At 44.7% G+C, this 18108-nt stretch carries 7 protein-coding genes; 6 read left to right on the top strand and 1 reads right to left on the bottom strand.

Translation table 11 applies throughout. The features are described from left to right. The first annotated feature begins 663 nt into the window (after positions 1-663). The 6 genes from EL341_RS09740 to EL341_RS09715 all read left to right on the top strand — a co-directional run bounded on the left by EL341_RS09740 (position 664) and on the right by EL341_RS09715 (position 17526). Positions 664-3516, top strand: a complete 2853-nt coding sequence (locus tag EL341_RS09740) for an autotransporter outer membrane beta-barrel domain-containing protein (RefSeq protein WP_126467674.1) — start codon at positions 664-666, stop codon at positions 3514-3516. Between the two features lie 151 nt (positions 3517-3667). Next, a complete protein-coding gene (locus EL341_RS09735) occupies positions 3668-6259 on the top strand; it encodes an autotransporter outer membrane beta-barrel domain-containing protein (RefSeq protein ID WP_164720453.1) in 2592 nt (863 codons plus the stop codon). 642 nt (positions 6260-6901) lie between these two features. Further along, positions 6902-8629 carry a ShlB/FhaC/HecB family hemolysin secretion/activation protein gene (locus EL341_RS09730; protein ID WP_164720452.1) on the top strand — a complete coding sequence of 576 codons (1728 nt, stop codon included), beginning with the start codon at positions 6902-6904 and terminating at the stop codon, positions 8627-8629. 3 nt (positions 8630-8632) lie between these two features. Beyond that, positions 8633-8902 carry a toxin-activating lysine-acyltransferase gene (locus tag EL341_RS09725; protein WP_126467670.1) on the top strand — a complete coding sequence of 90 codons (270 nt, stop codon included), beginning with the start codon at positions 8633-8635 and terminating at the stop codon, positions 8900-8902. 67 nt (positions 8903-8969) lie between these two features. Continuing rightward, positions 8970-17144 (top strand): hemagglutinin repeat-containing protein, encoded by an 8175-nt coding sequence (locus EL341_RS09720; protein ID WP_126467668.1) that lies wholly within the window; start codon positions 8970-8972, stop codon positions 17142-17144. After that, complete coding sequence (locus tag EL341_RS09715; RefSeq protein ID WP_126467667.1) at positions 17134-17526, top strand: DUF6960 family protein; 393 nt, start codon at positions 17134-17136, stop codon at positions 17524-17526. Before EL341_RS09720 ends, EL341_RS09715 begins: the two co-directional genes overlap by 11 nt. On the opposite strand, the gene EL341_RS09710 is transcribed toward EL341_RS09715, so the two are convergent. After that, a complete protein-coding gene (locus tag EL341_RS09710; RefSeq protein WP_126467665.1) occupies positions 17513-18061 on the bottom strand; it encodes an RNA 2'-phosphotransferase in 549 nt (182 codons plus the stop codon). The genes EL341_RS09715 and EL341_RS09710 overlap by 14 nt on opposite strands. Positions 18062-18108 lie beyond the last annotated feature (47 nt).

Here is an 18108-nt window from a genome sequence, read left to right as displayed (position 1 = left end):
CTTTGAGCAGCATCTGTTTTTTATTATATTTCGTTCAAATTAATTCATTATTGTTATTATTACTTTTGTTATTAAATCCTTGCTGTCCATATATCCGCATCGGATCATTATTTTATTCGAATAATGTGTAGTGCTTCAATGAATTAGCTTACGAACATTTAATGTCATTATTGAAAACTAGTTATAATGCAATCTCTTTATTTTTATTAAGTTAAATTTTGTTGTTTTTATATCCAGCAACAGATTAGTTTATTTTTTATTATGACCGATCTTTATCTATAACTTATGGTGATTATCAATTGAGTATATATATTAATAGCATTAAATCTCTTATTGGTATCTTTTAACGTATTGATTAATATGTATTTTATATTTTAATGGTTTGTTTTTTTATCATTCAATCTCCTGTGGATTCTGGTCGTTTGGGTGTTTTTATTGTTCTTTTGGCTTGAAGACGATCGTAAAAACCACTAATTTGTATTTTTGACATTTTTTGTGCTGTCATTTAACTTTGTATGTATGCTAACATCCGCACACAATGACTTTGTATGGCTTATTTTAAAGCCGTTGTTTATTTTTGGTTGAATAAACAACTGTTTTAATTGATTTTGCCTTGCGTAGAAAAACGTTTTGGATGCAAGTGGTAACCAAAAGGATTTAGATATGAAGTTAAATAAGTTAGTTTTAGCGCTACCTGCGTTATTTGCAGTTTCTCTTCCCGCTTATTCTGTTGAAGTTCCTCCTGAAGCCTTTCCGTCTAAGGTAGCAACACCGGATGTGAATGCTATTTTAAACGACTCCGCTAATACCGATGGTTGGCCGATAGCTTCAGACAAATGGGCAAATAAGAACACCTCTATTATTACTGGTAATCAGTATATTCACGGTAAGACATTCACCAGAACGTGGTTTCCTAGTTCGGGAATACAATCACTTGATGTGAGTAATAGCTCTTATAGCTTGAATAACGCGATTGACTCATTACAAGTCACGGTAAACAGCGGCAGTGTTGTTATTGGTAGCACGGTTAAAGGCGGTATCGTTGATCCCAACAATGGTAAGGTTTACAACGGCATTTTATTGATGACGGGGTCAACGACGGCCTATGATACGGTGCTTGAAGATCGCGGCCAATTGACGCTGAGTAATAGTTCTAAAGGCTATAATACTTTAGTTAATGCGGGTGGGCAGCTTACGTTAGGTAGCTCTAGCTATGCTCAAGCCAACTACATTAATGGCGGCTTTATGCAGATGTCAGTGATGAGTAATGTCGTTGCTGAAGACACGATTGTCATTAATGGTGGCCAACAAATTATTTATGGTGGCACCTCGATAAATGCCCATATAGGCAACGGTAGTTACCAGTTAGCGAGTGGTTTATCGATTGATACCACACTTTATAACGGTGCATTCCAACGTGTTTATGCCGGAGCAGGTGGTGATTCGGTTTCCGATCGCAATACCACTATCTATGGTGGTGCGCGTCAGCAACTTCAGGTTGGTATTTCTGAAGGGGCTCATGTTTATGGTGTGCAGGTCATTAGTGCTGTTGATGGTGATTGGAGAAACGGTCAATGGGAGTCAGATGCCGATCTGAAGTTAAGAGGATCAAATCAAGTCTCTAAAGATGCGGTTATCTATGCCGGAGGTACGCAGCGAATCCATACGGGCTCGGCTGAAAATGCGCAGGTTTATGGCTTACAAATCGTGAGCGGTAAAAAAGGCGGTTGGGTCGGCGAGGAGTGGGTGGAAACTGATGGCTGGGTAGGGCGCGATCAAATCGCTAAAAATGCCACTATTTTTACCGGTGGTGAACAGCGAGTTGGATATTATGCTGATGCCATTGGTACCGTTGTTGATGGCGGTAGCCAAGTGGCGGCCGAATTAGGCCATCTTCAAGATACGACCGTTCAAAACGGTGGTTCTTCCTATATTGCTTATGGCGCATATTCTACCGGTTCACTGGATGTGGTAGATGGTTCTTTGACCATGCAGGGTGGTGATGTACATGCCTGGACTAATTCGAATTTAGGCGGCAAAGGAGCCTGGGCTAGAAACGTTGACTTACAGAGTGCTAATTCAACGCTATATATTGAGCATAATGCCAATACCAGCGAATCAACTGCAACGGTTGAAACATTGAAGATGAATGATGGCTCGGTGGTTTTCGGCCGTCAGGATGGCAGTGATGCCGGTAAGTACAGCCGCTTGGATCTGATCTCATTATCCGGTAACGGTACGTTTGTGATGAACACCAACATTAACGGCGGGCAGGGTGACTTCTTGAGCATCAGCGATCCGCTGGATGTTAACAGCCGTTTTAATGTCAAGGTGATGGATTCTGGTGTGGAATTAAAACGTTCCGTGGCCGGAGTTGATCCTCATCATCTGATCTATGCCAATAGCAGTACCGCCGAGCACTTTACTTTGCTTAACGGCAGCGTCGATTTAGGTGCTTATAAATACTATCTGGTTCAGGGTGATGATACTGACACTGATAACTGGTATCTGTCTCCAACGGCTGCACCAGTCGAACCAACAGACCCTACCGATCCAGGGACTCCGGGTGATAACGGTGGTGGTTCTGTCACGCCAAACCCAACGCCGGAACTGTCCGAGAGTGCGAAATCGGTTATTGCTATGGCCAACGTAACGCCAACCATTTGGGACGGCGAACTGTCTACCTTAAGAACTCGCTTAGGCGATCTGCGTGACAACCGTTCAGCTCAAAATGGCACATGGGGTAAATATATTACCAGTCGCTATCGCGTTTCTACCGATAACGTTGGTTATAAACAAGATATGAACGGGGTGATGTTGGGTGGCGATCGCGCCATTGAACTGGAAGGAAGCCGCTTATTAATTGGTGGTCTGTTCTCCTACACTCATTCTAAGCTGGATTCCCGCAGTGGTGATGGCAAAGTGGATAGCTATGGTCTCGGTGTTTATACCACCTGGATGCATGACTCTGGTTATTACGTCGATGGGGTGTTAAAAGCCAACCGCTTTAAAACGGAAAATAATGCTAACTTCAACGGTGGAAAAACCAGCGGAAGCGATAATACCAATGGTTTTGGTGCATCAGTCGAAGTGGGTAAACACATTAAGTTAGACAGCTATTTTATTGAGCCTTATATCATGGGATCAGCGTTCCGTGGTGGTAAGACAAGCTATGAGTTGGACAGCGGTATGAAAGCGAAAGCCGATAGTGCGCAGTCGCTGAAAACTGAAGTGGGTACCACGATTGGTCACGCCTTTGTGCTAGACAGTGGGGCTTTGCTTAAGCCTTATGTCCGTCTGGCGGTAAGCCATGAATTCCAGAAGAATAACGACGTTATTATTAACGATACCGAACGTTTCAGTAATGATATGTCCGGCACCGTCGGTAAATATGGCGTTGGTTTAACCGCTCAACTGGATAATCAGTGGTCAACCTATGGGGAAATTAATTACTCCAACGGTAGCCATATTGAAACACCATATAGTGGGCATTTAGGTATTCGCTATAGCTTCTGATGTTGTCATTAAATAACAACCGATAGTTAGATGTGCTAATTATATTAAATATAAATAGCACATCTTCTTTTCGAATTAATACCAAATTAATTCAATAAGTTAACAAATAAATATTGTTAAATATAACATAATGAATGGATGCTATTATATTATGAAATATAAATACTCTCCGCTTTTTCTTGCGTTATTCCCGTTAGTCATTTCTTCTTATGTTAATGCTGATACGGTCATTGGTGATGGCGGTGGCACAACCGGCGTCTCATTAGGAACTCAGTATGGTGGTTTGATCAGCCAGGACAGGTTTATTGTTAATAATAACGGACGAGTAACGGCTGGCGGTTGGTCTGATGATTTTAGTCAAGAGATGCCTATCGAACGTTGGGGTTGGGCTGTGGTTAATAACACCGTAGTGAATAAAGGCGGTGATATTTATGTTCAAGGCGGTGTGGCTAATCATAGTTTAATTGACGGCGGTCGCATGCTTGTTTTTGGGGCTACTGGCGGCAATGCTGCAAATTTACAGTATTTTAAACAGGGTGAGTTATCCGTTGCTAACGATACCATCGTTAAAAATAGTGGTTTACAGTATGTTTTTGATAAAGGAACCGCAAACAATACTCAGGTGTCCGACCAAGGTAGACAGAATGTTTATTATGATGGGGTCGCAAATAACACCATCGTTAATAGCGGTGGCTTGCAATACATTTATTATAACGGTGAGTCCAACAATACCATCATAAATGAGGGTGGTAAGCAGTATGTTTATAGTACTGACAAAGTTAGCGGTACCGTGGTGAAAAAAGGTGGGGAGCAATATGTTTATTTCCCGGCGAGCTTACCCAATAATGTAGGATTAGTAAAAAACACACTGGTTGAGGCTGGAGGATTTCAGTCAATTACTGGCGTTAATGTTTCCGCATTAGATACCATGTTATATGGAGAACAACGAGTTTTTAGTGATGGCTCCTCAGTTAACACAACCGTCGGCGACGGTGGACTTATTTGGGCGTATGCCAAAGGGAACGTTTTAAATGCCAATATATTATCTGGCGGTAACGTTTATATTGATGCGTTAAATGATGCAACAACCGGTAATCCATTAGCACCTGCCTATGCAAACAATACCATCCTAAATGGTGGTGCTCTTTCTGTCCGGGGGCTGGACGCCTTAGCTGAAAATTCATTGGTGAATAGTGGCGAACTTTTTGTCCATAACGGCGGTATTATTATGGATACACGAGTGGCTGGTAATAGCTCAGTTATCCATATCGATAGTGACTCTTTTTCTAAAGGACGTTTAGATTTAAGCAGTGGCGCTACCGTTTATCTTGGTGCCAGTGACACCAGCGGAGCAAAAATCGAACATCTCACTTTAAATGATGCTTCCGTTATTTTCGGCAGTCGGGATGGTAGCGACGCGGGTCAATACAATCGCTTGGAACTGATCTCGTTATCCGGTAACGGTACGTTTGTGATGAACACCAACATTAACGGCGGGCAGGGTGACTTCTTGAGCATCAGCGATCCGCTGGATGTTAACAGCCGTTTTAATGTCAAGGTGATGGATTCCGGCGTGGAATTAAAACGTTCTGTTGCTGGGGTTGATCCTTATCATCTGATCTATGCCAATAGTAGTAACGCTGAGCACTTTACTTTGCTTAACGGCAGCGTCGATTTGGGTGCTTATAAATACTATTTGGTTCAGGGTGATGATACAGACACTGATAATTGGTATCTGTCTCCAACGGCTGCACCAGTTGAACCAACAGACCCTACCGATCCAGGTACTCCGGGTGACAACGGCGGTGGTTCTGTCACGCCAAACCCAACGCCAGAACTGTCCGAGAGTGCGAAATCTGTTATTGCTATGGCCAACGTAACGCCAACCATTTGGGATGGCGAACTGTCTACTTTAAGAACTCGCTTAGGCGATCTGCGTGACAACCGTTCAGCTCAAAATGGCACCTGGGGTAAATATATTACCAGTCGCTATCGCGTTTCTACCGATAACGTTGGTTATAAACAAGATATGAACGGGGTGATGTTAGGTGGCGATCGTGCCATTGAACTGCAAGGCAGCCGTTTATTGATTGGTGGTCTGTTCTCCTACACTCACTCTAAATTGGATTCCCGCAGCGGTGATGGCAAAGTGGACAGCTATGGTCTCGGTGTTTATACCACCTGGATGCATGACTCTGGTTATTACGTCGATGGGGTGTTAAAAGCCAACCGCTTTAAAACGGAAAATAACGCTAACTTCAACGGTGGAAAAACCAGCGGAAGCGATAATACCAATGGTTTTGGTGCATCAGTCGAAGTGGGTAAACACATTAAATTAGACAGCTATTTTGTTGAGCCTTATATCATGGGATCGGCGTTCCGTGGCGGTAAGACAAGCTATGAGCTGGACAGCGGTATGAAAGCGAAAGCCGATAGTGCGCAGTCGCTGAAAACTGAAGTGGGTACCACGATTGGTCACGCCTTTGTGCTAGACAGTGGGGCTTTGCTTAAGCCTTATGTCCGTCTGGCGGTAAGCCATGAATTCCAGAAGAATAACGATGTCATTATCAATGATACCGAACGTTTCAGTAATGATATGTCCGGAACAGTCGGTAAATACGGCGTTGGTTTAACCGCTCAACTGGATAATCAGTGGTCAACCTATGGGGAAATTAATTACTCCAACGGTAGCCATATTGAAACGCCATATAGTGGGCATTTGGGGATTCGTTATAGTTTCTGACCGCGTTTATAAGGTGAAAAGCCATCCTTTTTAGGATGGCTTTTTTGTGTGTAAAGAGAAAATGTCATGATATTGGCTTTATTGTTCTTCTTTATTATTGATATTTTTTTGCTTGAATTATATCCATATTTATTGTGTTGTTAATCTAGACTGATTCTTTTAACTATATATTTTTGAGATTTTTAACAGGGGACAATAAGGTTATTGATTATTTTTTAGATTAGTCGATAACATTTTCACTGTGGATATTGTTCGAAAATAATACAGTGCATAACGCTTTTATAACCGATATTGATGAATTTTTTACTCCAGAAGTGATGGTAAATGATAACGCTTATTCTCCGTGGCTTAATTGACTGTTTTTTATTCAATAACGGTTTGATATTTAGACGTCACTCTTTGATGTGAAATTAATATCATTTAAAATCAATTAATTAAATTATTTATTGTGGGGTTTATAGACTCTTTTAGGGATTTTTCCTCTGATAATGAATAAATTAGCAATAGTAATTTTATATGAAAAACTAGTAATTATGACAGGTTTAATTGAGGGTTATTTTCTCTATGATCGGCAAGATTTTCTTAATGACTAACAATAATAAATAAAAATTAACCCAATTGGGTTAATACCATGGATAGGGTATGCAAATTAAAACCAATTATTTTCCTGCTTATTACGGGAAGTCTTTCCCGTTCTTATTATTCTCATCATCATTATTGATGATGTCTTTCCAAACTTATGCTGCTTCTGAATTGAATCAACTTAATGATCGGCAAATCATTAATCAACAGGAACGCCAGAAAGCGTTAGAAGCTCAGCTATCGCCAGAACAGCCTGATGTTCGTATTAAGTTACCGGTGGGCAGCGCGGCGATTAAGCAGTTTCCTCAGGAAACGCCCTGTTTTCCGATCCATCAGGTGAGTTTAAACGGCAGTCACTATTTATCTAACTGGTTATTACTTCAGCGCGTTGCCGATCAGGCCAAAGGACAATGCTTAGGCGGTGAAGGCATTAACCTGCTGATGAGCGCGATTCAAAATCGATTAATTGACTACGGTTACATTACTTCTCGGGTATTGGCGCCGCCGCAGGATTTAAATAGCGGTGACTTACAACTGCAAATCCTGGAGGGGAGAGTAAGCCGGATAACGTTTACCCCGGAAAGTGATAGTTACATTCAGTCATTGAATACTCTGCCAGTATCTCAGGGCGATTTATTGAACCTGAGGGATATTGAACAGGGAATAGAAAATGTAAGACGCAATCCTACAGCTCAAGCCGATATTAATATGCTACCCGGTAATGAGCCGGGCGAAACAGAACTCTTAGTAAGCTGGCAGCAAAGCCGCCATTGGCGTTTGGGCGCATCGCTGGATGACTCGGGCACCGTTAGCACCGGCCGCTATCAGGGGGGGCTGACGCTATATGTGGATAATCCATTCTCTCTGAATGACAGTTTCTATCTTTCCGGTGGTCATGATTTGCAATGGCGCGGGGAACGCGGGACTAAAAACTATACTGCACATTACTCCGTTCCCTATGGCTACTGGGGATTTAATGTAACCTCTAGTGCGTATAACTATCACCAGACGGTTGCCGGATTAATTGAGAAGTACGAATACAGCGGTAAAAGCAATAATCTGACCTTTGGCCTGAGCCGTTTACTGCATCGGAATGCCTCGCAAAAAACCACGCTGACTTACGATGTGTTAGTCAAAGAATCGCGTAACTATATCAACGATACCGAGATTGGCGTTCAGCGTAGAAATACCTCTGCCTGGCGCACCGGGTTACAGCATCGTCACTATATCGCTTCGGCAACTTTGGATGCGGGCATAACTTATCAGCAGGGGACGCGCTGGTTTGGTGCACAACCTGCACCGGAAGAGTATACGGCGCAGGCCACAGCACTCAGTAAGGTGACTCAACTGTCTGCGAATTTGGATATTCCTTTTAATCTATTTGAGCAGCGTTTTAGCTTTCGTACCCAATATCAACGTCAATTAGTGGATTCAACTACGCCACTCACCTCACAGGATCGTTTTTCTATCGGTGGTCGCTATACCGTTAGAGGTTTTGACGGCGAATTAAGCCTGTCCGCCGATCGAGGCTGGTATACCCGTAATGAACTGGCCTGGCAAACGCCGTTACCGAATCAGGAACTGTATATCGGTATGGATTACGGTGAAGTCGGCGGTCGGGGCAGTGAATATTTACTGGGCAAGCATTTAGCCGGTAGCGTGTTGGGCGTTAAAGGTTACGCCTACAACACCAGTTATGACCTGTTCGCCGGTATTCCAACCTCGAAACCGGATGGCTTCCAAACCAATCCCGTCACGTTAGGGTTCAACCTGAACTGGCAGTACTAAGAGATGGAACAGTGCTATCTGACCGAACCGGCGGTGATGTTTAAAGCCGATGACTGGACCAGTGGCGATCGCCTGTGGATACAGGATTGGATTGCGCCGTTTGGTCATTCACTACGCATGAAAAAAGTTGTCACCGATATTGTGTTTCCTGAACACTTTGGTCGCATGCTTTATCACCGACATGCCTGTGGTCAGGTTAAAAGCTGGCATGGGAAAAATACTCAGCGTGAGGAAAGAGAACGCTGGTATCAGGAACATTCGGTTATCGGATAACGCCTCGAATTTGCAGACATTAAGTTAATTAAAAAAAGAATAAAAACGCAGTTTAAAAAGGAATTTTATGAATAAGAATTTATACCGCATTATTTTTAATAAAGCGCGCGGCATGCTAATGGTGGTCCCAGAGATTGCCGGCTCTCATACTTCAGGTCAGGCTTCTTCTGGTACAGGGCACACCCTCAGCCAGCTTATTGCGACAATCAAGCCGATTTCTCTGTTTACCGGTATGGCGCTGGGGTTACTCACGGTGACTTTTCCCACCTATGCCAATATTGTCGCTGATGCCAATGCACCGGCGAATCAACGGCCGACAATTCTGGGGAGTAGCAACGGTACACCTCAGGTCAATATTCAAGCGCCAAGCGCTGGCGGCGTGTCGCGTAACACCTATAGCCAATTTGATGTTGATAAACGCGGGGTGATTTTAAATAACTCGGCTAACCCGACGCAAACCCAGATTGGCGGGTATGTTGCCGGTAACCCCTGGGTAACGCAGGGTGGCGCTAAGATTATTTTGAATGAAGTGAATTCACGTAACCCCAGTCAGTTAAACGGTTATGTGGAAGTCGCCGGGCAAAAAGCGCAGGTGGTGATCGCTAACCCTTCTGGCATTACCTGTAATGGCTGTGGATTTATTAACGCTAACCGTGCCACCTTGACCACCGGAACGGCCAATATGGTGAATGGCCAATTGGAAGGTTACACCGTTAAGCAAGGGAAAGTTTCCATTCAGGGACAGGGGCTGGATAGCTCCCGTCAGGACTATACCGATATCATTGCTCACTCGGTGGAAGTGAATGCCGGTATTTGGGCTAATGAGCTTAACGTGGTTACCGGTAAAAATAAGGTCAGTCGGGACACCTTAACGGTGGAAAAACTGGCCGGTAACGGTACCGACAGCCCTGAGTTTTCTGTTGATGTGGCGGCGCTTGGCGGAATGTATGCCAATAGTATTCGGATGGTAGGAACCGAGAATGGCGTTGGCGTGCGTAATGCCGGCAATATCGGTACGCAGGCAGGTTCGGTAGTGATTACCGCCGATGGGCGTATTGAAAATATCGGTGCCGTAAGCAGCGCGGCGGATCTGGAACTGAGCACGAATCAGGCATTGAATAATAGCGGCACGCTATACGGTAAGAATAACGTTAAGGTCACTGCTAAAGGCGCGGTAACCAATAGCGCTAGCGGAAAAATAGGCAGTGGCCGGGATTTGTCGATCGCTACGGACAGTCAGATCGATAACCAGGGAAGCGCCTATGCTTCAGGTAAAGGCCGAGTTTCCAGTCGACAAGCGCTTAATAACCGGGGAACCATTGGTGCTACGGAGTCTCTTAATATCAGCGCGGCAGCCATTGATAACAGCGGCGAGCTATACAGTAAAAGCGATTTGACTCTGGATTCAGTAAGTCATCTTACCAATAGCCAAAATGGTAAAATTAGCAGTGGCCAGCATTTATCCGTCAGTAGCCAAGGGGCACTAACCAATCAAGGGGCAATTTACGCCACGAAATATCTGGATATTAATGCAGCAGCCATTGATAACAGCGGCAAGCTATACAGTGACAGCGATTTGACTCTGCGTTCAGCAAGTCATCTTACCAATAGCCAAAATGGTAAAATCAGCAGCGGCCAGCATTTATCCGTCAGTAGCCAAGGGGCATTAACTAATCTAGGGGCTATTTACGCCACCGGACAAGGTACATTTACCCACGGTGGTTTGTTCAATAACAGCGGTTCCTTCGGTAGCGGCGATGCTTTAACCCTGACGGCCTACGGAGTGAACAATAGTGGCATACTTTACGGTACCGGTGACACGCAACTATTAAGCTATGGTGATATCACTAATAGCGGGACTTTAGGTTCAGACCATGGTTTGAATTTAACGGCTTTAGGTAACTTGCTGAATCAAAATACGCTATACGCTAAAGGTGCCGCCACCTTGATTACCGATGGGACTATCGTTAATCACAACATTATTCGCAGCGATAGCCATCTTGACCTGCAATCGCAGAGCGACATTGTTAACCATGCCAATATCTATTCGTCTGGCAACCTGACGATAGACAGCGCTGGGCAAATTCAGAATACCTCACAAATATACAGTGCCGGAACCGCGACGCTGTCGGCGATTGCTGCTTTGGCCAACAGCGGCAGTATTGCCGTACAAAGCGATCTTAGCGTGACGGCCAATAAGCTAAACAACATGGCAAATGCCCTGATTGCTGCCGGTATTCAGTCTGACGGTAAGCTGGCCGCTAGCGGAAATCTTAGCATTGCACTCGCCCAGCAGGCGGATATACAGGGGCAGGCTATTGCTGCTGGTGATTTTAGTGTGACAGCACAAGGGATTAACCTGACGGAAAGTAGCGTTAGCGCGACGAATATAAGTCTTGAAGCTAATCAAGGGGATATCAACACCGATAACGCATTAATATCCGCGGTTAAAGCCTTTAACGCCCATACGGCCAATAACTGGAGCAACCAGCATGGCCAGCTATATGGTGGTCAGATGGTACTGAGTGCGCTGAATCTGAACAACAGTGAAGGGGCAGAAATCAGCGCTCAGTCAACGCGCCTGAATATTGGAGATACCCTAACTAACCGAGGTTTAATCGATGGCAGTCATACCCGAATTGATACCAGCACGCTGAATAATTTGGGCACCGGTCGTATTTACGGCAACTGGTTGGCGATTGACGCCCGTACCCTTAACAATTTGTTGGAAGGCAATACCGCTGCGACGCTGGCGGCGCGTGAGCGGATGGATATCGGTGCTGGGATAATTAACAACTATAGCCACTCACTGATCTATAGCGGCGGCGATATGGTGATTGGTGGCTCACTGAATCAGGATGGTCATGCGGTAGGGCAAGCTGGGGTACTGAATAATCACAGTGCCACTATTGAAGCCCAAAGCAATCTACAGCTTACCGTTAATCAGTTAAATAATATTAACGATAACTTCGAAACGGAAGTTCAACAGATTTCTAAAGAGAGTTTTCTTGAATATCGGGTCGAAGGCGGTCAAAACTACTATCGCCCGGATCAGGTCTCTTTTTATAAAGATGAAGTTCCCCATATTATCACCCCGGAAAATCAAAGGGGTAAGGATACCTACTACAAATATGATTATGTTCGCACTATTTTTGAAACGGTGATTACTAAAACCGATCCGGCTAAAATTCTGGCTGGCGGTAGCATTGCGATTATTGCTGATACGGTACTGAATGATAAAAGCCAGATCGTCGCTGGCAATACGTTAAGTATTATCGCCAGCAAATTGGATAATGTTGAAGTTCTTGGTCAGCGTTTTATCGAAGATAACGGTATTCAAACTAAATACTATCGCAAGAAGCGATCAAAACCGAAGAAAGACAAACAACGTACCTCAAAATCTAAATATATTCCTCCAACTCAGATACAAGACATTACTCTGAGACCGTCAGAACTAAAGCAAAATACCCAGACTAATGGCAGTGGTATGTCTTTATCCGATCGTGAACAGGGACAGGGACCAAATAACAATATAACGATTAGCGGTATTGAAACTATTACCGTGGATGATATTAAAGTTGTTAGCCAGCTACCGAGCATCAGTCTGCCAAACTCGGGTTTGTATGTGATTAATCCGGCTCCGGACAGTCACGTTCTGGTAGAAACGGATCCGAAGTTTACCAACTATAAAAAGTGGTTGGGTTCAGACTATATGACCGCCATATTGAAGGTGGAACATAACAATGTGCATAAACGTTTGGGGGATGGCTATTACGAACAACGTTTGATCACCGAACAAATTACTAATCTAACCGGGCAGCGTTATCTTGGTAGCTATGCCAGTGATGAAGAGCAGTATAAAGCGCTGATGGATAACGGCGTTGAGTTTGCGCAGAAATATAATTTAACGTTGGGTGTTGCCCTGACGTCAGAGCAAATGGCTAACTTAACCAGCGATATTGTCTGGATGGTCAGTAAAGAGGTGACGCTAGCGGATGGCAGTAAACAGACGGTATTGGTTCCTCAGGTTTATGCGCGGATTAAACCACAGGATTTAGACGGTAATGGCGCATTACTGGCAGGTAAGCAGGTCGGTCTGGAATTAACCAACGATATGGTTAACAGCGGCCGGATCATTGCCGGTGATAAGCTTAGCGTGCTGGCGGACAATATTCGTAACCTTGGAGGCAGCATCAGCGGTGCTAAGGTGGCGCTGGCGGCAAATAATCATCTGGAAAACATCGGTGGTCTGCTTCAGGCTGGTGATAGCCTGTCCTTGAAAGCCGGTCGGGATATCAATATCACCACCACTACCCGAACCAATGATAATGGCACCTACCTTAATCGGGCGGGCGGCGTGGTGGTGCATAACGATAACGGCACGATGACCATGACGGCCGGGAACGATATTAATCTGACTGCCGCTCAGGTGATTAATAATGGCAAGGAAAGCAAGACGACTCTGATTGCCGGTAACGATGTCAAACTGGATACCGTCAATGTGTCCAATACCCGCACTGGTCATTTTGATAGCGATAACTATTATAAGCTGACCCACACTCAGGATGTGGGGACTCAGATTTCTTCTGCCGGTGATGTTGCGCTGGTGGCGGGTAATGACGTAACCGCTAAAGCCGCTAATGTGCAGTCGGGCGGTCATTTACAGGTTAGCGCTGGCAACAATATTCATACCCTTGCCGGGGAGTCTACCGTTACGCTGGACGAGAAAAGCAAAACTACCGGTACCAGCGGCGGTGGGGGGACTAAAGTCACCGATATCAGAATCATTAACCTCGACCATAAAAATGCCGAAGCCAGCAGTCTGAGTGGTGACTCGGTCAGTATGAGTGCCGGTAACGATATGCTGATCCACGGTAGTCAGGTTATCGGCACTCATGATGTTGCGCTGAAGGCCGGTAACAATCTAACTATTACCGCGGCGGAAGAAACCACTAACGATAAATTCCTCACTCAACAGACGCGCTCCGGCTTAATGAGCAGCGGCGGTATCGGCTTTACTGTTGGCACCCTTGATGAGAAGTCGACCCAGAAGGTGCAGAGTACCAGCCATTTAGGCAGTACGGTTGGCAGTACGCAGGGTAATGTTTCTCTGGTTGCTGGTAATGATCTGTCGGTGAAAGGTTCGGATGTGATTGCCCAACAGGATATCAGTATGGTGGGTAATAATGTTTCGATTGAGTCGGTGGAGAATCAAACCCGTATTGAGGATATTTACGAGCGGAAACAAACCGGGGTAACGGTTGCGCTTTCAGGAGCGGCCGGCAGTGCATTAAATGCTGCGGTGACCGAGGCGAAAAAAGCGCAGGATTCACAAGACAGTCAGGTTAAAGCATTACAAGAGATCAAAGCAGCGCTGTCTGCGGTACAGGCGATGCAGGCCACGATGATGAATGCGCCGGAGAATGATGGTTATGTGGGTATCAGCATCTCTGGTGGAACCCAGATCACTAAATCTGAAACCAATACCGAGATCCGCGCTGCGCAGGGTTCTTCCATTGCCGCCGGTAATAATTTATCGATAACGGCCACTGGCTCTGGAGAGAAAGGCGTGGACGGCGATATCTTTATTAAAGGTAGCGCGATCAATGCCGGTAAGGATCTCTCCTTAGATGCCAATCGGGATGTGACGGTGATGGCGGCGGCCAATACCCAGAAAACCGACAGTGAAAGCAAGAGTTATGGCGGTAATGCCGGGATAAGTTTTGGTTGGGGCGGCGGTAAGAACGGTATCCGTCTTTTTGCCGATGCGAATTTCACCCAGAGCAATATGAATGCCGATGGGCTTTACTGGACTGAAAGCCAACTCAACGCCGGTAATAATCTGTCAATCACCAGTGGTCGGGATACCAGTCTGATTGGTGCTCAGGCTAAAGGGGATTCGGTCACGATGGATGTCGGGCGCGACCTGACCCTGAAATCGTTGCAGGATACCGATGATTTTAGCTATGAAAGCGTTTCTTTAAATATCAGCGGTAGCTATGGCTCTGGTTTTGATGCCAGTCTCGGCCTGAGCATGGATAAAATGGACAGCACCTGGTCCAGCGTGCAGGAGCAGACCGGTATTTTTGCCGGCAAGGGCGGCTATGATATTACCGTTGGCGGCCATACACAGTTGGACGGCGCGGTGCTGGCCTCGGAAGCGGCGGCGGATAAAAATAGTCTGGATACCGGCACGTTAGGCTGGAGCGATATCAAGAATAAAGCGGAATATGACGTTAGCCACGTGTCGATTAGCGTAGGTTCCGGTGGTGGTGCACCAATGGGCGTGCCGGGAGTACCGGGCATGCCGATTGTGGTGGCCTACGGTGATAAAGATTCCAGCACCACTCATGCGGCGATATCGGAAGGCAAGATTACTATTCGTGATAAAGATAAGCAGCAACAGGATGTGGCGACGATAAGCCGCGATACCGATAATGCCGCCAATACGTTGGATAAGATTTTTGACCGTGAGAAAGAGCAAAACCGGCTGGAGGCGATCAATATTGCCGGGCAGATTGGTCAGCAGGTAACGGATATTGCCAGTAATGTGGGTAAGATTAAGGCGGAGAAAGAAGCCAAGAAAGAGGTTGAGGCCAATAATTCATCACAAAACCCGGATGTGATTGCTCAGGCGCGTAAGAATTTAGCCAAAGAGAAAAATTATAATCCTACTGAGAAAGAACTGAACGATGCGGCATATCAAGTGGCCTATAATGCCGCTTATACGAAAGCCTATGAAAGTGCGATGAAGGATTATGGCACCGGTAGTGATGTTCAAAGAGCGATTCAGGCTGCGGGTGCCGCACTTACCGTCGCGATAGGTGGGGGTAGCGTGGGGAATGCGGCTGCGGCGGCTTCGGCGCCTTATCTTGCTCATGAAGTGAAGAAATTAACGGAAGGGCCAGAAACCAAAGATAAAGTGCTCAATGCTATTGCCCATGCGATTGTCGGTGCTGCGGTTGCCAAGGGCTCAGGAAATAATGCGCTTGCCGGGGCGGCTGGTGCAGTGAGTGGTGAATTAATTGCTCAACTGTTAACTGAGAAGCTGTATGAAAAAAAGCCGAAAGACCTAACGGAAGAAGAACGTAAGGCGATATCCGCGTTATCGACGATTGTATCGGGTGCGATTGGTGGTGTGGCAGGGGATAGCATGGAATCGGTAGCGACCGGGGCTGCGGCAGGGAAGAATGCGGTGGAGAATAACCACTTAAGCACGACTGAAAAGTTAACGCTGACTGATAAAGAGAATAAATATGCTTCCCTTTGTCAGGGGGGAGATAGTGGTTCTGGAGCCTGTCAGAAACTCAAAGCTGATATTGATATTCTGCGCCAAAAAGGACAGAGTATTGATAAAGTTGAAGAGAGTGAACTCGGCCCAGACTTCCAGTTATCCGGCTCGGAGAAATTCGAACATAAACCGGGCGATGTTGTTCCATGCGTTAATTCCGGTAATGGCCTTTGTGTAGTAACAAGCGAGTCGGCGAACGGTGGAAAAGAATGGGTATTGGAATCTGCCACAGATTCGCAGGCTCAGCAGGCGCTAAGTCAAAATAAAGAATCCGAAGCGTTTATCAAAGAGCTCGGTGCGGCTTACTTCAATGCGGGTTGTGGTTTACCAGGAGCAGCATCTACAATTTGTCAGGCTTACTCCGCATCCGGAGGACCTAACCCGATAGATGGAAAAGTGCCTACCGATGGTGAGCGTTCAATGTGGGCGTTGAATGCTGCACTTAATACGGTTGGTGGGGCTGCTATATTAAAGCCTGGAAAGGATGTTGGGGTTGGGAAGGGGACGACAGCACAAACAACTCAGAAATGGTCAGTAGATCCAACAACTCAGACGGCAGATAAAACAGCCGGTGTTTTGGTTAATGGTGTATATAAAAATAATCCTACAGCTCAAAATATTACTGGATTATTAACGGATACTGGCCGCATTGGTAGTAAAAATATGAATGGTCAATTTATGTATGTTGTTGACCAAAAGGGAAATGTGATAATTGGAACTCGTAGTGGAGAAAGAATGCCGCATCCTACTTTAATTGGCGGTAAAGATCCTCAAGTTCTTGGGGCAGGAATTGTCGAAATTAGAGCTGGTAAAATTTACTCTATAGATAATGCTTCAGGTCACTACAAACCAGGAGCGGAGGCTTTGAGTGCTGCAAAAGATGCATTCGGAAAATTACCAGAAAAATATTTTAGTAAAGATTTTCAGGGGTATAAGCCATATGATAAATAGTTTGGATTTTAAAAATTCTTGGGGTCTATATCCTTGGTTCAATGAGGATGATCCTACTTTAATTTATCCTAACGATCTAGAAGATGTAAGAAAGTTAGTTTTACATGGGAAAGTTTTCTATTGCTCGAAACAATGTGGTGAGTTTATTAGATTGAACTATGGAGATTATTCTTTCTTGGTTAAACCAAGTTTATTTAAACCTGTCAGAGATATTCGTTTTATGGTAGGAGATAGCGTAGAAATTGTATCTTCAACAGGTAAAATAGGTACCATATTAAATATAGGATGGCATCATAAAAATGATGAGCCAATTTATTATTTATCTTTCAATGGGAAAAAATCATCCCGGCGTTATTCAGAAGATGAACTTAGTCCTGCTTAATAATAAACCTAATGGGAACTGATTGAGTTAACCAAACGCCATTATCTGCTAAGTAGAACTTAAAGCCTTGTTGGTACATTAACAGGGCTTTTATTTTAAGCACAACGGGCTTTCCGTGTCGTTTCCCTACTGAAATTGCTGTCTGTTCATCAGCGGATAAATGAACATAATGACGTTCTCCTGCAATTAATCCCTGTTGCTTAATTGAATCTATAAAGCGTGTTGCAGTTCCATGATATAAAAACTCTGGCGGTATCTGCTCTGTATGATTAACGTCAACCTGTTTAGTTGAATGCCCTTGTGCTGCACGAATTTTTAGTCCGTCATCTGAAATCGTAAAACGTTTTTTATCACTGGTTGATACAATCTCTTCAATTAGTTCTCTGGTAAGAAATTCGCCATTTTGATTAGAATGTGTAATTAAAATATCAATATGAGCCCAACCATTAGCATCTAATGTGATACCAATAGCTTCCGGTTGATGCCTCAAAATATAACTTAAAAATTTACTTGTTTTATCCAATTGTTTATTCATGTTTTTTCCTTAAATTCCCACCTAGTCATGAACTGACTCCATAAAGT

Source organism: Pragia fontium (assembly GCF_900638655.1).
Classification (GTDB): domain Bacteria; phylum Pseudomonadota; class Gammaproteobacteria; order Enterobacterales; family Enterobacteriaceae; genus Pragia; species Pragia fontium.
Note: the sequence above shows the minus strand (reverse complement) of the source record. Positions and strands in the feature narration are given on the sequence as shown.